16 protein-coding genes are annotated in these 19,123 nt (G+C 64.8%); 5 read left to right on the top strand and 11 right to left on the bottom strand.

Annotated features, from left to right (window positions below; translation table 11 throughout):
* Nucleotides 1–16: 16 nt before the first annotated feature.
* The 8 genes from DM806_RS20550 to DM806_RS20515 all read right to left on the bottom strand — a co-directional run bounded on the left by DM806_RS20550 (nt 17) and on the right by DM806_RS20515 (nt 6,973).
* Nucleotides 17–520 carry a YbjN domain-containing protein gene (locus tag DM806_RS20550; RefSeq protein ID WP_218647595.1) on the bottom strand — a complete coding sequence of 168 codons (504 nt, stop codon included), beginning with the start codon at nt 518–520 and terminating at the stop codon, nt 17–19.
* Between the two features lie 184 nt (nt 521–704).
* Complete coding sequence (gene pyrF, locus DM806_RS20545) at nt 705–1,379, bottom strand: orotidine-5'-phosphate decarboxylase (protein ID WP_179045026.1); 675 nt, start codon at nt 1,377–1,379, stop codon at nt 705–707.
* Nucleotides 1,376–1,726 (bottom strand): lipopolysaccharide assembly protein LapA domain-containing protein, encoded by a 351-nt coding sequence (locus DM806_RS20540; RefSeq protein WP_179045025.1) that lies wholly within the window; start codon nt 1,724–1,726, stop codon nt 1,376–1,378. Before DM806_RS20540 ends, pyrF begins: the two co-directional genes overlap by 4 nt.
* 135 nt (nt 1,727–1,861) lie before the next feature.
* A complete protein-coding gene (locus tag DM806_RS20535) occupies nt 1,862–2,734 on the bottom strand; it encodes an aldose 1-epimerase (RefSeq protein ID WP_179045024.1) in 873 nt (290 codons plus the stop codon).
* A gap of 14 nt (nt 2,735–2,748) precedes the next feature.
* Nucleotides 2,749–4,161: a sugar porter family MFS transporter gene (locus DM806_RS20530; RefSeq protein ID WP_179045023.1), complete on the bottom strand. Its 1,413-nt coding sequence runs from the start codon at nt 4,159–4,161 to the stop codon at nt 2,749–2,751.
* Between the two features lie 22 nt (nt 4,162–4,183).
* On the bottom strand, nt 4,184–5,074 hold the full coding sequence (locus DM806_RS20525; RefSeq protein WP_179045228.1) for an SMP-30/gluconolactonase/LRE family protein: 891 nt from the start codon (nt 5,072–5,074) through the stop codon (nt 4,184–4,186).
* A gap of 13 nt (nt 5,075–5,087) precedes the next feature.
* Entirely contained in the window at nt 5,088–5,846 is a 759-nt protein-coding gene (locus tag DM806_RS20520; RefSeq protein WP_179045022.1) for an SDR family NAD(P)-dependent oxidoreductase, read from the bottom strand.
* Complete coding sequence (locus tag DM806_RS20515; RefSeq protein ID WP_218647594.1) at nt 5,843–6,973, bottom strand: fumarylacetoacetate hydrolase family protein; 1,131 nt, start codon at nt 6,971–6,973, stop codon at nt 5,843–5,845. The genes DM806_RS20520 and DM806_RS20515 overlap by 4 nt, the downstream gene beginning before the upstream one ends.
* Nucleotides 6,974–7,138: 165 nt before the next feature.
* On the opposite strand from DM806_RS20515, the gene DM806_RS20510 reads away from it, so the two are divergent.
* A complete protein-coding gene (locus DM806_RS20510) occupies nt 7,139–7,330 on the top strand; it encodes a hypothetical protein (RefSeq protein ID WP_179045020.1) in 192 nt (63 codons plus the stop codon).
* Between the two features lie 150 nt (nt 7,331–7,480).
* Here DM806_RS20510 and DM806_RS20505 read toward each other — a convergent pair whose 3' ends face one another.
* Nucleotides 7,481–7,933 (bottom strand): EF-hand domain-containing protein, encoded by a 453-nt coding sequence (locus DM806_RS20505; protein ID WP_179045019.1) that lies wholly within the window; start codon nt 7,931–7,933, stop codon nt 7,481–7,483.
* Between the two features lie 297 nt (nt 7,934–8,230).
* Here DM806_RS20505 and purB point away from each other — a divergent pair, with 297 nt between their 5' ends.
* On the top strand, nt 8,231–9,547 hold the full coding sequence (gene purB, locus DM806_RS20500) for an adenylosuccinate lyase (RefSeq protein WP_179045018.1): 1,317 nt from the start codon (nt 8,231–8,233) through the stop codon (nt 9,545–9,547).
* Between the two features lie 110 nt (nt 9,548–9,657).
* On the opposite strand, the gene DM806_RS20495 is transcribed toward purB, so the two are convergent.
* On the bottom strand, nt 9,658–10,731 hold the full coding sequence (locus tag DM806_RS20495) for a LacI family DNA-binding transcriptional regulator (RefSeq protein WP_179045017.1): 1,074 nt from the start codon (nt 10,729–10,731) through the stop codon (nt 9,658–9,660).
* Between the two features lie 72 nt (nt 10,732–10,803).
* On the bottom strand, nt 10,804–12,948 hold the full coding sequence (locus tag DM806_RS20490; protein ID WP_179045016.1) for an alpha-glucuronidase family glycosyl hydrolase: 2,145 nt from the start codon (nt 12,946–12,948) through the stop codon (nt 10,804–10,806).
* A 175-nt stretch (nt 12,949–13,123) separates the two neighbouring features.
* On the opposite strand from DM806_RS20490, the gene DM806_RS20485 reads away from it, so the two are divergent.
* The 3 genes from DM806_RS20485 to manD all read left to right on the top strand — a co-directional run.
* On the top strand, nt 13,124–15,466 hold the full coding sequence (locus DM806_RS20485) for a glycoside hydrolase family 3 N-terminal domain-containing protein (RefSeq protein WP_256869426.1): 2,343 nt from the start codon (nt 13,124–13,126) through the stop codon (nt 15,464–15,466).
* Complete coding sequence (locus DM806_RS20480; RefSeq protein ID WP_179045014.1) at nt 15,463–17,850, top strand: glycoside hydrolase family 3 N-terminal domain-containing protein; 2,388 nt, start codon at nt 15,463–15,465, stop codon at nt 17,848–17,850. Before DM806_RS20485 ends, DM806_RS20480 begins: the two co-directional genes overlap by 4 nt.
* A 79-nt stretch (nt 17,851–17,929) precedes the next feature.
* A partial coding sequence (gene manD, locus DM806_RS20475; RefSeq protein ID WP_179045013.1) for a D-mannonate dehydratase ManD occupies nt 17,930–19,123 on the top strand: 1,194 nt, incomplete at its 3' end.

Raw genomic sequence — 19,123 nt, 5'->3', positions numbered from 1 at the left:
GCCCCTGACGCGCAGGTCAGTCCAGATTCTGGCTGGCGAAGTTTGAATAATCGCCCAGCAGCGACGTCCACCAATCGAGCACGTCCCGAAAATTGGCCGGGTTCAGCCCGCCGATCGTGGCGACATCGTAGCGCAGGTCCATCTCATGCTTGTCGTCGACGGCGGCTCGGACGAAGCGCTTGCCTTTATTCCACTTGTTTACATAGTCCGCCGTCACTTTCTCGTTCGGGTCGAAGGAAGCCTGGAACTGGAGGGATTCGCACTTCAGATGGTCGGCGCAATCGTAGAACAGAACCGAGAATGTATAGCCCGCCGCCGCACTGTTGATCATCGGATCGCCTAGGCTGTCCTTAGTCAGCTCGGCGGTGTAGCCGGCTTTCTGCAATGCAGCAACGATCGACTGGGGATTGGCGGCGCACACCATGTCCGCCGCACAATCGGCCTTGCTCTCGGTAGCGGCGCCGGCCGGCAGGGACAGGGTCAGGCCGGCGCTGATGAGCGAGAGGCGGAAGGGCGTCATCATTTTCTCCATGAAGAAGGCAAGGCCGCGAAGGGCGCTCGAAGCGCACCGAACGCCATGATCCCTATGGGGGAAGAAGGGTTAAAGCATCGTGCGCAAAAGTGGGAACCGGTTCTGCGCTTGAAACGATGCGACAACAAAAAGTTAGAGCGCGCGATCTGCGTCGGATTTAACGCAGCGCGCTCTAAAGCGTCGCTTCGATTTCGCGGGCGGCGAGGTCGGGATTTTCCGCGAGGCTGATCGGGCGACCGACGACAAGGATGGACGCGCCCCGGTCGAGCGCCTCGCGCGGCGTTACCGCGCGCTTCTGGTCGCCCAGCGCCCCGCCGGCGGGCCGCACGCCCGGGACCACGAAGAACCCATCATGCCATTCCTGTTTGACCAGCGCGACTTCCTCGCCCGAACAGACGATGCCGTCGAGGCCGGCGCTTTGCGCCAGATCGGCGAGACGGCGGACCTGGTCCTCCGCCTTTCCGCCCACGCCAATGTCGAGCAGGTCGCCATTGTCGAGGCTGGTCAGCACGGTGACGGCGACGACCTTGGTATTGACGCCGGCCGCGGCCTTGGCGTCCTCCAGCATGGCGCGACCGCCTGCGGCGTGGACGGTCAGGATCGCCGGTTCCAGCATATGCAGCGCCTGTACCGCTTTCGCGACGGTATTGGGGATGTCGTGCAGCTTCAGGTCCAGGAAGATCGGCAGGCCGAACTTCATCATCTCATGCACGCCATGATGGCCATGGGCACAGAAGAATTCCAGCCCCAGCTTCAGCCCGCCGACATGATGCCGCACCTGCCCGGCAAGCGTCTGCGCCTTGGCAAGGTCGGGCGTGTCGATGGCGACATAGATGGGGCTGCTCATGCTGGTCCTGTAAAGCTGGATTGAGGGGTGGGGGCGTCGGCAACGGCGGAAAGAGCCGGAGCGTCCGAAAAGGCCGGAACAGGTGGGGGGACGGCGGCGGCGGTTGCTGCCACCAGCGCCCGCTCGGTGCTGTCGAGCCGGCGCTTCATGCGCCAGCGCGTCGCGCGCGCCATCACCCAGAAGGGCAGGGCGCCGAGCAGGAAGGCGCCGACCAGCAGCACGGGCAGCTTGGTTTCCATCACCAGATCGCCCCACAGGCGGACGGTCACGGGCACATAATTCGCCATGCAGAAGAAGGCGAGTGCCACGGCGATGACGACCCAGAAGGCTGTCCGCAAAAATTGCATAGGCTGATATCCTCGCTGCTGCTTTGCGGCAGCTTAGAGCATTTTCGCGCCGGGTGGAAACACCCGGCGGGACGGAAAATGCGCAAAACCGCAAATGGCGCTGTCGATTCCGAGGTAATCGGATCGCAGATCGCCCTAGCGGGGCCTGATCGATTCCGGAAGGGCCGGGTCGATTTTCGCGACGGCGATGGTCATGGAAAGCCGCGCGGTGCCGCCGGGCGCGACCATGTCCATGCCGCCGCGGTTGATCGCGTCGGGCATATGACTGACCGGTTCCAGGCAGAAATAGGCTTCGCCGGGCGGGCGATAGACATGCAGCCAGTCCGCTCCCGTGGCGTCGATCAACAGGCGCAGGCCATCGCCGCGCGCGATGGTCGCGGGGCCGCTCCAGCCGGCATAGGCATTGTCGACCAGATCGTCGCCCTGGACGATGGCGGGGCGCGACCAGTCGCCCAGCACGTCGGCTGGCGCCTCGCGATCGGGCAGCATGTCGGCGGTGGAGAGCCAGAGGCTGCGCGCATCGAAGCGCAGCGTCGTTGCCGCATCCGCCGCGAAATAGGGATGGAAGCCCAGCCCCACCGGCATCGGCCGGTCGCCGACATTCTCGACCGACAACGACATGGACAATGCCGACGCGGTCAGCGTCACCTGCTGTTCGGCGCGATAGGACCAGGGCCAGCCGGCATCGCCGCCATGCTCATGCACCAGCAGCGCCGACGATGCGGTTGTCGTTTTCGCTGTCCAGTTCGCCTGCCAGCCAAAACCATGGATGCTGTGCGGATGATCGCCGAAATTGAGCGGAAGCTGATAGTCCGCCCCATCGACCGCGAAGCGCCCGTCCGCGATGCGATTGGCATAGGGGACCAGCGGAAAGCTCGCCATGGCGAGCGGATCGTCAGCCCTCTCGGGTGCGCGCCGCATCAGATCGACGCCGTCCAGCGTCAGATGCAGCAGCGAGCCGCCGACAGCGGGCGACAGGGCCGCTTCCAGCCCTCCCGCCCGCAGCATGATATTCTCCTTGCTCAGCCGACCATATCCTCAAGCTCGCGGCCCTTGGTCTCATGAACCATGGCGCGCACGAAGAAGAAGGAGATGAACGCGAACAGCGCATAGCCCGCATAGGTCACGACCAGTCCCGGCGACACGGCGAGCGCCGGGAAACTGACCGAGATCGCCGCATTGGCGATCCACTGGGCAAAGCCGGCGACCGCAAGGCCCGATCCGCGGATCTGGTTGGGGAACATTTCGCCCAGCATGACCCACATGATCGGACCCCAGCTGAGGTTGAAGAAGATCACGTAGAGATTGGCCGCGATCAGCGCCATCAGGCCGTTATGGCCGGGCAGGACGACGCCGCCATCCGCGCCGGTGATGGCGGTGGAGAAGGCATAGGCGACGATCGCCAGCGTCACCGCCATGCCGGCCGATCCGATCAGCAGCAGCGGCTTGCGGCCGATCCTGTCGACCAGCATGATCGTGCCGAGACACGCGCCGATCGACAGCACGCCCGACAGGATGTTGATCTGAAGCGCATTGTCTTCGGAAAAGCCAACGGCTTCCCACAGGGTCGCGCCATAATAGAAGACGACGTTGATGCCGACCAGCTGCTGGAAGACGGCGAGGCCGATGCCGGTCCACACGATCGGGCGCACCTTGCCGGTGGTCTTGCTGATGAGGTCGCTGAGCTTCGGGCGGTGATGGTCGGCGGCCAGGCTGGCGCGGATTTCCGCGACCTTGCGCGTCGCGGCCTCTGCGCCGAACAGGCGCGTCAGCACTTCATGGGCGCGCTCTTCCTGCCCACGCGCGACCAGATAGCGGGGGCTTTCGGGAATGACGAGCAGGGCGAGGAAGTAGATGGCGGCCGGGATCGCCTGCAGCCAGAACATCCAGCGCCAGGCCGGGAAGTCGAGCCACAGCGGCGCGGTGGAGCCGCCGGCATAGCGGGCCAGCACGAAGTTCGCGACGAACGCGCCGGTCAGGCCGGAGATGATCATCACCTGCTGCACCGACGACAGTCGTCCGCGCACTGCGGCGGGGGTGACTTCGGAGATATAGACGGGGGAGATGACGCTCGCTGCGCCGACACCCAGGCCGCCGATGATGCGGGCGATGATGAAGATGGCGGAGGAACCGGCGGCGCCGGCGACCAGCGCGCTGACGAGGAACAGGATGGCGGCCAGCATCATCACGCCGCGCCGGCCGATGATGTCGGCCATGCGGCCCGCGCCGAACGCACCGATCGAGGAGCCGACCAGGATCGCGCCGACATTGATGCCGATGCCCAGCTTGCCGAGGTCGAAGGCGCTTTCCAGCCCCTTCTGCGTGCCGTTGATGACGCCCGAATCATAGCCGAACATGAAGCCCCCGATCGTCGCCACGGCGACGATCGCGGCGATGAAGGCCATATTGACCCTCTCGGCGCTCCCCTCTGTCATACTCTTATTCCTTCCAGCTCTCTTATATCGTTGCGACATGACCCGGCAGCCCGGCGACACCCGGATCGAAGGCGAACAGATCGCCTGCCAGGGGCTGTTCTGTCAACGCTGTCATATCCAGTCCCTTGCGCGCCGTCGTCGCATAGGCGGTGCGCAGGTCTTCGCCGCCAAAGGCGATCTTGGTGATGTTCGCCACCGGGAAGCGGATTTCGCGCATCAGCTTGCCCGCCGGATCGTAGCGGCGCACTGCCCATCCGCCGAACAGGCCGGTCCACAGGCATCCTTCGGCATCGACCGTCGGCCCGTCGGGATAGCCCGCGCCGTCCTCGATCTTGGCGAACAGGATGGTGTTGCCGACCGATCCGTCGTCCATCAGGTCGGTGCGCCAGATACGCTTGCCCAGCGTGTCGGTGTGGTAGAGGATGCGGCCGTCGGGAGAGAAGGCGGGACCATTGGTGATCGACACCGCCGGCAGGCCCGTCTCAACGCAAAGCCCATCATGAAAGCGGTAGAAATAGCCGCTGTCCGCTGCCTCGGCATCGTCCATCGATCCGAACCAGAGCGCGCCATCGGGCGCGACGCAGGCGTCATTCTGGCGGTTGCCCGGCAGATGCGCTTCGGGCGCGTGGATCAGCGTAAAGCTGCCCCCTTCCGCCAGATCCAGGGCCGGGTCGAAGCGATGCACGCCCGATTGCAGCCCGACCGCGAACAGGCCGTCGGCGGTCGGTACGATCCAGCCGACCTGCCCCGGCGCCGCCCAGCTGCGCCCGACGTCGAGCGCCGGGTCGTAGCGGTGGATGCGATGCCCCTTGATATCGACGAACCAGAGGGCGGCATCGCGCGCCACCCAGACCGGCCCTTCGCCCAGCGTCGCGCCGACCGACAGCACGCTCTGCGGATCGGCGGCGGCCATGTCGGTGGGCATCTCAGCGCCAGCCGGCATCGATGAAATAGTCATGGGCGGTGCAGTAGCGCGCATCGTCCGACGCCAGGAACATCGCCAGCGCGGCGACGTCCTGCGGCAGGATGCGACCGTCCAGGCACTGCGCCGCGACGATCTCCGCCTCGCCTTCGGGCGTGTACCATTTTTCCTGGCGCAGCGTCTTCACATTGCCGGGGATGATGGTGTTGACGCGGATATTGTCGCGGCCGAGGTCGCGGGCAAGGCTGCGCGTCAGCCCCTCGATCGCCGCCTTGGCGGTCTGGTAAAGCGTCAGTTCCGGCAGAGCGAGGTGCCAGCTGATCGACCCGAAGTTCAGGATCACGCCGCCGCCCGCGCGCTTCAGGGCGGGCACCGCCGCCTGCGCCGCGAAGAAGAGGTGGCGCAGGTTCACCGCCATCCGCTCGTCCCAATAGGCAGGCGTGACTTCCTCGATCGTGTGGCGATCGTCATTGGCGGCATTGTTGATGAGGACGTCGATCCCCCCAAGTTCTGCTTCCACCTTCGCCATCATCGCCTGCACGGCTTCGATGTCGCGCAGATCGACGGCATGGAAGATCGGCGTGAAAGCCGCGCCCGAAAGGCGGGCGACCAGCGCCTCGCTCTCCGCCACCGCGATATCGCAGAAGGCGACATGCGCGCCCTGGCCGACGAACGCCTCGACCAGTCCTTCGCCGATGCCGCTGCCGCCGCCGGAAATGAAGACCCGCTTGCCCTTCAGGCTGGGGTAGATGGCACGGCTCATGCGGTTTCTTTCAGCAGGCCGCGTGCGGCCAGATTGGTGAACAGGGCGGTCAGGCCGAAGGTCCAGGGCGCGGCGTCCTTCGACGTCACGACCGTGTTGACCAGCTTGCCGAGGCGCGGGGTCGAGATGGCGACAACGTCGCCGATCTTGTGAGTGAAGCCGCGGCCCGGCTCGTCACGATCCTGCACCGGGGCGAACAGCGTGCCGAGGAACAGGGTGAAGCCATCGGGATATTGATGTTCCGACAGGGTCTGGCGCACCAGCTCCAGCGGATCGCGGCTGATCTGGTTCATGCTGCTTGTGCCTTCGAGGCGATAGCCTTCCGGCCCGTCGATGGTCAGCCCGACTTCGGCATTGCGGACATCGTCGATGGTGAAATCATTGTCGAACAGGCGGATGAGCGGGCCGAGCGAGCAGGACGCATTATTGTCCTTCGCCTTGCCCAGCAGCAGGGCCGATCGCCCCTCGAAATCGCGCAAGTTGACGTCATTGCCCAGCGTCGCGCCGATAGCGGTCCCAGCGGCGTTGACCACCAGCACGACTTCCGGTTCCGGGTTGTTCCAGGTGGAATCGGACCGGATGCCGATCTCCGCGCCCAGACCCACGGTCGACAGGACTGGCGACTTGGTGAAGACCTCTGCGTCGGGACCAATCGCGACTTCCAGATATTGCGACCAGAGGCCGTCCTCGATCAACGCGGCCTTGAGCGCGGCGGCCTCCTGCGTGCCCGGCACGACGGCGCGGATCGATCCGCCGACCCGTTCTTCCAGACGGCCGCGAATCTCGGCAGCAGCGCTGGCGTCGCCGCGCGCTCGCTCCTCGATCACGCGTTCCAGCGCCGACAGGGCGAAGGTCACGCCGCAGGCCTTGACGCATTGCAGGTCGACCGGGCTGAGCAGCGGCAGGCCGAGCGTTTCAAGCGGGCCGAGCGCTTCGCCGGCGGTGGCGGAAAGCGGCAGCTTTTCCACCAGTTGCGCGACGGTGGGCGCGACGCGGCTCATGTCATAGGCCTGGCCGTCGACGACGAGGATCGGGCTGGGACCGGCGGCGGTCTGTACGCGGCCAAGAAACGCGCCGTCGCGCCAGTCGGCGGGCAGGCAATCGAGCAGGGAGATATCGCCCGGCATCATCAACTCCTAAAACGAATGGTCGTTAATTGATAGCGCTACCAACATGGAACCGGGGCCGGAGTCAAGGGGTGTTGCGCAAAAGGCGCTTAGGCGGAAAGTCGTAGGGCAGGGGCGGGTTCGGTCTTTTCCGGGCGGCCGCTTTGGGGCATAGCTGAAAGGACCATGAGCAAGACCGAAGACAGCGCGCCGGCAACCGGCGCCCCCGCCGCTCCCGCAACCCCCGCCGCTGACAAGACCGACCTGGCCAGCGCCGCGCGCAAGTCCGCCGGCAAGGGCGTATGGATGGGCACCGCCGTCGGGATCGGGTCCGCCGCGATCGTCGCGGCTCTGCTCTACGCCCGCAAGAAGGGATAAAATCTCGCCCATTCAGGTTGCCAATCGACCGGCATCATGTTTGACTAATTGACGAAAAAAGGGCGGTATGGCCTTCGCTCCATACCGCCCATCATGCGACCCGTTGCGGGTTCTTTTCCGCCCTTCGTGACAGGCGGGGAAGGTAAAATCTTATCCGGCTGCGCCACCGCTCAGATAGCTGATCAGTTCAGGCTTGCTGATGCTGGTGCTCTTGTCCGAGTCCGCGCTGCTAAAGGCGCCATCGGCCCAGGCCGTGACCTGATCGGCAGGCAAAGTCTTGCCGGTCGCCTTCATCTCCTGATCCTTGAGCGCCAGCATCCACCGGGAAAATTCCGCCTTATCGAGTTGGCCGTCGCCATTGGCGTCATAGGCGGGAAATTCGCTGTCGACGATCGACGCCACCGTGTTCGCGGGATTGGCCGGCGCCGACGGCTGAGCGGGGGTCGCTGTCTGCGGCTGGGCTGTCTGGGGCTGGGCCGGAGCGGCCGGCGCCGCTGGCTGCGACGATTGCGGAATGGCGGGCGAATCGGGGCTTGTGGCTTGCTGCGCCATGGCAGGCGCGGCGATAGCCAGTGCCGTGGTGAACAAAAGCGAGCGGATCATTGCGATCTCCTGTTATACGACCGTGCGGGGCAAGCACATCATACCCCGCGACTCATGAATTCGTGAAAAGATAATAGTTGAATCCCCGTTATTGTTCCTGAATATCCGTTCATCTTGCGTCATTCGTCTTGCGAAATGCCTCGCTTCATCTTTTTGCCCTTATCGCAACTGCGAGATGGGCTGCGGAGGGCGCGTGCGGCGCCAGCATTTGGCCAGCATTTGCCCGGCATTTGCTAGGTCGGGCCGGGGCTGCTAGGCGGCGCGGCAATATCCACCCTCCAGCCTCAGGATTCGCCCATGGTCCCCCGCTACGCCCGCCCGCAAATGACCGCCCTCTGGGAACCGGAAGCCCGGTTCAGGATCTGGTTCGAGATCGAAGCGCATGCGACAGAAAAGCTGGGCGAACTGGGCGTCGTCCCGCCGTCCGCCGCCAAGGCGCTGTGGGACTGGTGGGCGACCAACCCGGCCATCGACGTGCCCGCGATCGACGCGATCGAGGCCGTCACCAAGCATGACGTCATCGCCTTCCTGACCTGGGTGGCCGAACAGGTCGGCGACGAAGCGCGCTTCATGCACCAGGGCATGACCAGCTCCGACGTTCTGGACACCTGCCTTGCCGTGCAGCTGGCCCGCGCCGCCGACATCCTGATCGAGGATCTCGACAAGCTGCTGGAGGTCATCAAGCGCCGCGCGTTCGAGCATAAGCTGACCCCGACCATCGGCCGCAGCCACGGCATCCATGCCGAGCCGGTGACGTTCGGCCTCAAGATGGCCGAAGCCTATGCCGAGTTCAGTCGCTGCAAGACCCGCCTGATCGCGGCGCGCGAAGAAGTCGCCACCTGCGCCATTTCCGGCGCGGTCGGCACCTTCGCCAATATTGATCCGCGCGTCGAGGAGCATGTCGCCGAAAAGCTGGGCCTGGCGATCGAGCCGGTGTCGACGCAGGTCATCCCGCGCGATCGGCACGCGATGTTCTTCGCGACGCTGGGTGTCATCGCTTCGTCCATCGAGCGCCTCGCCGTCGAGGTCCGTCACCTCCAGCGCACCGAAGTCCTGGAAGCCGAGGAATATTTCTCGCCCGGCCAGAAGGGTTCGTCGGCTATGCCGCACAAGCGTAACCCGGTGCTGACCGAGAATCTCACCGGCCTTGCCCGCGTGGTGCGCGCCGCCGTGGTTCCGGCGCTGGAAAATGTCGCCCTGTGGCACGAGCGCGACATCAGCCATTCGTCGGTCGAGCGCTTCTTCGGCCCTGACGCGACCATCACCCTCGACTTCGCACTGGCGCGCCTGACCGGCGTGATCGACAAGCTGCTCATTTACCCCGAGCGGATGATGAAGAATCTCGACAAGATGGGCGGCCTCGTCCATTCGCAGCGCGTGCTGTTGGCCCTGACCCAGGCGGGCGTGAGCCGCGAGGACAGCTATCGCTACGTCCAGCGTAACGCCATGAAGGTGTGGGAATCGGACGGCCAGCTGTCGCTGCTCGAACTGCTCAAGGCCGACGAGGATGTCGCCAAGGCGCTGACCGCGCAGGAGATCGAGGACAAGTTCAACCTCGATTATCATTTCCGCCAGGTCGACACGATCTTCCAGCGGGTCTTCGGCGAGGCGTAAGCCAACCGCCGTTCGTTTCGAGCCCTTCGACTGCCTGCCTGCGGCAGTCGCTCAGGATAAACTACGTCGAGAAACGTTTCTCGACATGCTCGAAACGAACGGGTGTATCTTTAACGCCCACCCATCCTTGGTCGCATCCGCGGCGCGGCATCCGACTGCCGCCGGATCAGCGCATGGTCGAGCACCAGATGCTCGGCGCCTTCCACCTTCTGCCCCCTGCGGCCCTTCAATCGCCGCACCAGCACCTCCACCGCCGCGCGCGACATGTCGCTGATCGGCTGGCGGATCGTGGTCAGTTCCGGCCAGATCGTCGTCGCCAGCGAACTGTCGTCGAAGCCGCAGACGGTGAGGTCGCCCGGCACGTCCAGCCCGTTGCGATGGGCGATCGCCACGGTGGCGGCGGCCATGTCGTCATTGCTGGCGAAGACCGCGGTCGGCGGATCGATCAGCGACAATATATGCTCGGCCGCGTCCAGTCCTGAGCGGTAGGTGAAAAAGCCCTGCGCGATCAACTCGTCCTCGATCTTGAGGCCGGCTTCCTGCAACGCTTCGACATAGCCCTCGAACCGCTTGACGCTGGCGGTCTGGTTGGGGTTGCCCTTGATGAATCCGATGCGCCCATGGCCCAGCCCGATCAGGTGCCGGGTCATTTCATAGGCGGCCTGCCGGTCGTCGATGCTGACGGCGGACAGATCGGACGGCGGACGTCCGGTCGCCACCGCGACGGCGGGAATGTCGGCGGCGGCCAGCGCCTCCACCATTTCCTCAAGGTCGCAGAGCGGCGGCGGCAGGATCACCCCGTCGATCCGGCCGCGCAGCAGATGGTCGACCACCGACTGGACCGATGTCTGCTCGTCCCATTTCTCCACGACCAGATCGATGCCGCTGCGGCTCGCCTGATCGAGGCTGCCGACCAGAAATTCGCTGAGGTAGGAGGAGGACGGGTTGCTGTAGAGCAGGCCGATCCGCGTGTCTTCCCCGCCCGCCAGGCTGCGTGCGGCGGCGCTGGGCGAATAGTTGAGCGCCTTGATCGACGTTTCCACCTTGGCGCGGGTTTCGGCCTTCACCACCTGCTCGCCATTGATGACGCGCGACACCGTCATGGGGGAGACGCCGGCATGACGGGCGACGTCGTTGATGGTGGGTGCGTTGCGCTGGCGGCGGGAGGTGCGTGTGTCGGTCAAGGCGGCCCTTCTCCTGGAGCGGATGATGTCGTTATCGAAATGGTAGCGACAACACCCGATAGAAGCAAAAAATCAGTTATGTCCGGGCGCATAGGGAAATTTGAGCGCCTTGTACCAGTCCAGATCATGCGCGGGGGCGGCCGATCCGGCGGGCAGAGGGCGTTTCGACACAGACTGGAAATAGGCGATGCTGGCATCGCGCCACCATAGGGCCTCGCGATGCTGGATGGTCAGGAACGCCTCCGTCTCCGCAAACCGTTCGGTATCGACATAGGGGCGCAACGCCTCCCAGTTCTTCTGCATGTTCGCGACTGTGGTCACGCCGCGATCATAATGGTGGATCAGGCCGTCCCACAACGTCTCGCCCGACTTGAGGCGATAGTCCCAGGGCAGATGATGGAACCAGAGCAGGTCGCGCTCCGGCGTGGTCTTCGGGTTGGCGAGCAGCTTCGCGACCGGCGGCGCATATTGGCTCACGGCATCGCTGCCGCTCTTCGTCCGGTCGAAGCCGATGCCCTCCGCATTGGCCTTGTGATAATAGACCGGGTTCCATTCGGGGCGCGCCAGATCGGCGACCCAGGGGCCGGGACCATAATGATGGCCGGTATCCATGACATGGGCGAGGCCGAGCGGCGTCATATAATCGACCGCCGCCTCGCGCGATCCCATCATCATCGTCACGACCGGCTGCACGACCTTCGGATCGGGGGAGAAGGTCATCTCCGCCCATTCCTTCGCGATGCTTTCCGCAGACAGGCTGGTGTCCCAGGCGAGGCGTCCGAACGCATACCAGTCGGCCTGATTGAAGATCGATCCGCTCCAGTCGCGATCGACGCCGATATTGGCGACGCCCGCAATGCCGGTCAGCTTATGGCCTTCCAGCGACCCGTCGATGACCTTGGCCACCGTCGATCCCTTGCCTTTGGCGTAGGTGTCGGCGTCCAGCGTCTCCTCGAACAGCGGGCCGAGATAGGTGAGGTGCGTCGACTGGCCCAGATATTCCTTGGTGATCTGGAACTCCATCATCAGCGGCGTCTTCGGCATCGCGCCGAACAGCGGATGGAAAGGCTCGCGCGGCTGGAAGTCGATCGCGCCATTCTTCACCTGCACGATGACATTGTCGGCGAACTTGCCGTCCAGTGGCTTGAAATCAGTATAGGCCTGTTTCGCGCGGTCGTCGGGATTGTCATGCGCGTAGACGAAGGCGCGCCACATCACGATGCCGCCATGCGGCTTCACCGCCGCCGCCAGCATGTTCGCGCCATCGGCATGGGTGCGGTTATAATCCTGCGGTCCCGGCTGGCCCTCGCTGTTCGCCTTCACCAGGAAGCCGCCGAAATCGGGGATCGCCTTGTAGATTTCGTCGGCCTTGGCCTTCCACCAGGCGGCGACCTGCGGGTCGAGCGGATCGGCGGTCTTGAGGCCATCCAGTTCCATCGGCGCGGTCCATTTGACCGACAGATAGACTTTGATGCCATAGGGGCGGAAGATGTCGGCCAGCGCCGCCGCCTTGGCGATATAGGGCGCGGTCAGGCTGTCGGCCTTGGCGTTCACATTGTTGAGCACGGTGCCGTTGATGCCGATCGAGGCATTGGCTCTGGCATAGTCGGTATAGCGCGGCCCCTTCCAGTCGGGCAGCCGCCACCAGTCCCAGATCGACTGGCCGGCATAGCCGCGCTCGACCGTGCCGTTCAGATTGTCCCAATGGTTGAGCAGCCGCAGCCCGATCTTCGGCGCGCTGACGATATTCAGCGAATCGACACGCGCCCCGCTCTGCGCCAGCCGCAGCCAGTGATAGGCGCCGTGCAGCAGTCCGACATCGCTGTTCGCGGCTATCAGCGTCACCGCCTTGCCGTCCATCTGCACCGACCGAATCGCATAGCCTTCGGCGCCAAGGCCATCGGTCTTCACAGGCAGGGCAGGGGAGGAGGCGGGGGTCGCCAGCAGGATCGCGCCTTGCTGCACCGTTGCCGACACCGCCGGCTGCGTGCCGGTCATGCCCCATATGCCGCGCTGCAATTCCTGCGTGGCGATGGTCAGCGTCGGGCTGTTTCCGTTCGCAACGATAGCGGTGGCAATCGCCGAAAGCGCAGCGCCGCGCGTCTCGTCCGTGCGGGCATAGCGCAGCCACAGGTCATAGCCGTCCTCGGCCTGCGCCATCGGCGTCAGCCCCGCTCCGGCGACGGCAACAATATAGCAAAACAGGCGACCTATCACGCGTCCTCTCCCTTGGCCCATCCTTTGTCAAAGCGCGCATAGGGCATTGACAAGTTCCTCTTGTGCAATCAATGGTAACGCTATCAGTCGGGCGGCGGCAAGCGAAATATCGCCGTATCGAAAAATGGAGAGGGGTTTCGTGATCCGCATCAGCCATATTCTTTGCGCCGCATCCATGCTGGCGCTCGGTGTCGCTTCCACGCCAGCTCCCGCCCAGGCCGCGCCGTCCGCCACCGCGTCGTCCAGGCCCATCTACAAGGATGCGTCGGCCCCGGTCGAGGCGCGGGTCGACGATCTCCTCGCCCGTATGACGCTGGATGAGAAGATCGCCCAGATCACCACCGTCTGGCTCGACAAGGTCAAGCTTTTCGACGACCGGCTCCAGCTCGATCCCGCGAAGCTCGCGGCGCAATATCCCAATGGCCTTGGCCATTTCACCCGCCCTTCGGATGCCAAGGCGTCCGTCAGCCCCCGCGTCGCAAGGGGGCGCGATCCGCGCCAGACGGTCGCTCTGGTCAACGCGCTCCAGAAATGGGCGACGACGCAGACCCGCCTCGGCATCCCGATCCTCTTCCACGAAGAAGGGCTGCACGGCTATGCGGCCGTCGGCGCGACCAGCTTTCCCCAGTCGATCGCCATGGCCTCCTCCTTCGACACCGCCATGCTGCGCGACGTGAACAGCGTCATCGCGCGCGAAATCCGCGTGCGCGGCGTGCCGATGGTGCTGTCGCCCGTGGTAGACATCGCCCGCGATCCGCGCTGGGGCCGGATCGAGGAAACCTATGGCGAAGATCCTTATCTGGTCGGGGAAATGGGCGTCGCCGCGGTCGAGGGATTGCAGGGCGAGGGCCGCTCGCGCGATCTGCGCCCCGCCAAGGTCTTCGCTACGCTCAAGCATCTGACCGGCCACGGACAGCCCGAAAGCGGCACCAATGTCGGCCCGGCCGCCTTATCCGAACGCGAACTGCGCGAGAATTTCTTCCCGCCCTTCGAGCAGGTGGTGAAGCGCACCGGGATCGAGGCCGTCATGGCATCCTACAACGAAATCGACGGCGTCCCCAGCCACGCCAATCGCTGGCTGCTGGAAGATGTGTTGCGTGAGGAATGGGGCTTCAAGGGCGCGGTCGTCTCCGACTATTCGGCGGTCGACCAGCTGATGAGCATCCACCATATCGCCGCCAATCTGGAGGAGGCGGCGATGCGCGCGCTCGATGCGGGCGTGGATGCGGACCTGCCCGACGGCCTGTCCTACGCCACGCTCGGCAAGCTGGTGCGCGACGGGAAGGTCAGCGAGGCGCAGGTCGACAAGGCCGTTCGCCGGATGCTGGAACTGAAATTCCGCGCCGGCCTGTTCGAAAACCCCTATGCCGACGCCGCCAAGGCGCAGGCGATCACCAATAATGCGGACGCCCGCGCGCTCGCGCTCAAGGCGGCGCAGCGCTCCATCACCCTGCTCAAGAATGACGGCATGTTGCCCTTGAAGCCCGAAGGCACGATCGCCGTGATCGGCCCAAGCGCCGCCGTCGCGCGTCTGGGCGGCTATTATGGCCAGCCGCCGCACAGCGTTTCCATCCTCGACGGGATCAAGGCCAAGGTCGGCAGCAAGGCCAATATCGTCTTCGCGCAGGGCGTGAAGATCACTGAGGATGACGACTGGTGGGCGGACAGTGTCACCAAGTCCGACCCCGCCGAAAACCGCAAGCTGATCGCGCAGGCAGTGGAAGCGGCCAAGGGCGTGGACCGGATCGTCCTGACGTTGGGCGATACCGAACAATCGAGCCGCGAAGGCTGGGCCGACAATCATCTGGGCGACCGTCCCAGCCTCGATCTGGTAGGCGAGCAGCAGGAACTGTTCGATGCACTCAAAGCGCTGGGCAAGCCGATCACCGTCGTCCTGATCAATGGCCGTCCGGCCTCGACCGTGAAGGTCAGCGAACAGGCCAACGCGATCCTTGAAGGCTGGTATCTGGGCGAGCAGGGCGGCAATGCCGTCGCGGACGTCCTCTTCGGCGATGTGAACCCCGGCGCGAAGCTGCCCGTCACCGTGCCTCGCTCGGTTGGGCAATTACCGATGTTCTACAATGCCAAGCCCTCGGCGCGGCGCGGCTATCTGTTCGACACAACTGACCCGCTTTATCCCTTCGGTTTCGGCCTCAGCTACACGACGTTCAGCCTTTCCGCACCGCGCCTTGCCGCGACGACAATCGGCACTGGCGGCAGCACCAATGTCTCGGTCGATGTCCGCAACACGGGCGAGCGCGAAGGCGACGAGGTCGTCCAGCTCTATATTCGCGACAAGGTCAGTTCCGTCACCCGGCCTATCAAGGAATTGAAGGGCTTCCAGCGCGTCACGCTGAAGCCGGGCGAAGTGCGCACCGTCAACTTCACGATCAGCCCCGAAAGCCTCCAGATGTGGAATGACGAAATGCACCGCGTGGTCGAGCCGGGCGATTTCGAGATCATGACCGGCAACAGCTCGGTCGCGCTCCAGTCCGCAACCCTGACGGTGAAGCCGTGAGCGCCCGTCTCGCCCCCAGGGTCGGTCGGCGTCAGGCGCTGGGCCTGCTCGCCTCCACCTCGCTCTTCGCGGCGGCCCCGGCCGTGGCCGCGAAGAAAGGCGGCCCGCTTTACAAGGACGCCTTGGCGCCGATCGACCTGCGCGTGCGCGACCTGATCGGCCGCATGACGCTGGAGGAGAAGGTCGGCCAGATCATCGCGCTCTGGGCGACCAAGGCAGAGATCATGGACGACCTGACCTTCTCGCCCGAAAAGGCGAGCAAGGCCTATCCGGCCAGCTTCGGTCAGATCACCCGCCCGTCCGACCGGCGCGGCGCGCCCAACGGATCGACCCAGGCTGGCGGCGTCGGCGCGCGCTGGCGCACCCCGGCCGATACCGTCGCCTTCATCACCGCCGTCCAGAAATGGGCTGTGGAGGACACCCGCCTCGGCATCCCCATCCTCTTCCATGAGGAATCGCTCCACGGCTACATGGCGACCGACGCCACCATGTTCCCGATGGCGATCGGTCTGGCCGGCAGCTTCGACCGGCAGTTGATGCAGGATGTCCAGTCGGTCATCGCCCGCGAAGTTCGCGCGCGCGGCGTCCATCTGGCGCTGTCGCCGGTGGTCGACATCGCCCGCGACCCGCGCTGGGGCCGGATCGAGGAAACCTTTGGCGAAGATCCCTATCTCTGCGGCGAAATGGGCGTCGCCGCCGTCCTTGGCCTGCAAGGCGAGAGTAAGCAGCTTGGTCCCGACAAGGTCATGGCCACGCTCAAGCATATGACCGGCCACGGCCAGCCCCAGAGCGGCGAGAATATCGCCCCCGCGCCGATCAGCCAGCGCGAATTGCGCGAGAATTTCTTCCCGCCCTTCTGGCAGGTGGTGAAGCGCACCGGCATCGCCGCCGTCATGCCGTCCTATAACGAAATCGATGGCGTGCCGTCGCACCAGAATAAATGGCTGCTCGGCGACATCTTGCGCGGCGAATGGCATTTCGACGGCGCGGTGGTCAGCGACTATGGCGCCGTCCCCGAACTCGACACCATCCATCATGTCCAGCCCGATCTGGAAGCGACGGCCCGCGCCGCGCTCCGGGCTGGCGTCGATTGCGAGCTGCCCGATGGCCTGGCCTATCGGACGCTCGTGGAACAGGTCCGCGCGGGCAAGGTGCCCCTCGAAGCGGTCGACCTCGCCTGCACGCGTATGTTGACCCTCAAGTTCCGCGCGGGCCTGTTCGAAAATCCCTGGCCGCGCCGCGACTATGACGCGCTGACCGGCAATGCCGAAGCCCGCGCGCTGGCGCTCAAGGCCGCGCACAAATCGATCGCGCTGCTCAGGAATGACGGCACGCTGCCGCTGGCGGCGGGCGCGCACAAGCGCGTCGCGGTGATCGGTCCCAATGCCGCCATCGCCCGGCTGGGCGGCTATTCCTCGATCCCGCGCCAGTCCGTGTCGCTGCTCGACGGCGTGAAGGCGAAGCTTAAGGGCAAGGCGGAGGTCGTCCACGCGCAGGGCGTCTTCATCACCCGGAGCGAGGACCGCTCGGTGGACGAGGTGTTCCTGGCCGACCCCGAAAAGAACCGCCAGCTGATCGCCGAAGCGGTGGAGGTCGCGAAAACCGCCGACATCATCCTGCTCGCCATCGGCGATACCGAACAGACCAGCCGCGAAGGCTTTGCGAAGAACCATCTCGGCGACCGCACCAGCCTCGACCTCGTCGGCGAGCAGAATGACCTGTTCGCCGCGATGAAGGCGACCGGCAAGCCCGTGGTGGTCTGCGCCATCAACGGTCGCCCGCCCAGCTATCCGGCGGTGGTGGAGGGCTGCAACGCCCTGATCGAATGCTGGTATCCGGGGCAGGAGGGCGGCACCGCCATGGCCGACATCCTCTTCGGGGACGTCAATCCCGGCGCCAAGCTGCCCGTCACCGTCGCGCGCGACGCAGGCCAGATCCCGATCTTCTATAATCGCAAGCCATCGGCCCGCCGCGGCTATGTGTTCGAGGATATCTCGCCGCTGTTCCCGTTCGGCTATGGTCTCAGCTACACCAAGTTCGCCTTCGGCCCACCCCGCCTGTCCGCGCCGCGCATCGGCGTGGGGGGCAGCGTGACGGTCGAGGTCGACGTCCGCAATGCGGGGACAAGGGCAGGGGATGAGGTCGTCCAGCTCTACGTCCACGACCAGACCGCCAGCGTCACCCGCCCGCTCAAGGAACTGAAGGGTTTCGAGCGCGTCACCCTCGCCCCCGGCGAAACGAAGACGGTGCGGCTGACGATCGGTCCGGAAGCCTTCGCGCTCTGGAATCTCGATATGCAGTTAGTGGTCGAACCCGGCCTGTTCGACATCATGGTCGGCCCGGACAGCGAGGCATTGCAGAAGGTTACGCTCGAAATCGCCTGACCGCCAAAATTGGTCAGGCCAACATTGACGACATCATCAATTCGCGAGATATTGGTTTTACCAATTTACGGAGTCTCCCATGCCCATCATTACCGGAGCCAAGGTGATCGTGACGTCGCCCGGCCGCAATTTCGTGACGCTGAAAATCGAGACGGACGAAGGCGTCTACGGCCTGGGCGACGCCACGCTCAACGGCCGTGAACTGTCGGTCGCCAGCTATCTGACCGACCATGTCATTCCCTGCCTGATCGGCCGCGATGCGCACCGGATCGAGGATATCTGGCAATATCTCTACAAGGGCGCCTATTGGCGTCGCGGCCCCGTCACCATGTCGGCCATCGCCGCCGTCGACACCGCGCTCTGGGACATCAAGGGCAAGGTCGCGGGCCTGCCGGTCTATCAGCTTCTGGGTGGCGCCAGCCGCGAAGGCGTGATGGTCTATGGCCACGCCAACGGCACCAGCATCGAAGACACGATCAACGTCGCGCTCGACTATCAGCGCCAGGGCTACAAGGCGATCCGCCTCCAGTGCGGCGTGCCCGGCATGGCGTCGACCTATGGCGTCAGCAAGGACAAATACTTCTACGAACCGGCCGACGCCGACCTGCCGACCGAAAATGTCTGGAACACCAGCAAATATCTGCGCGTCGTTCCCGAACTGTTCAAGGCCGCGCGTGAGGCTCTGGGCTGGGACGTCCACCTGCTGCACGACATCCACCACCGCCTGACCCCGATCGAGGCCGGTCGCCTCGGCAAGGATCTGGAGCCTTATCGTCCCTTCTGGCTGGAGGATGCGACCCCGGCGGAAAATCAGGAAGCCTTCAAGCTGATCCGCCAGCACACCACCTCGCCGCTGGCTGTGGGCGAGATTTTCAACTCGATCCATGATTGCCGCGAACTGATCCAGAACCAGCTGATCGACTATATCCGCGCCACCGTGGTCCATGCCGGCGGCATCAGTCACCTGCGCAAGATCGCCAATCTCGCCGACCTCTATCAGGTCCGCACCGGCTGCCATGGCGCGACCGACCTGTCGCCGGTCTGCATGGCCGCCGCGCTGCATTTCGACCTCAGCGTGCCGAATTTCGGCATCCAGGAATATATGCGCCACATGCCCGAAACCGACGCGGTCTTCCCCCATGCCTACACGTTCGAAGACGGCATGATGCATCCGGGCGACAAGCCGGGTCTGGGCGTCGAAATCGACGAAGAACTGGCCGCCAAATATGAATATAAGCGCGCCTTCCTGCCGGTGAACCGGCTCGAAGACGGC

Origin of the sequence: Sphingobium lactosutens (assembly GCF_013393185.1) — a bacterium.
GTDB lineage: Bacteria > Pseudomonadota > Alphaproteobacteria > Sphingomonadales > Sphingomonadaceae > Sphingobium > Sphingobium lactosutens_A.
This window is presented reverse-complemented; position numbering and strand designations above follow the sequence as displayed.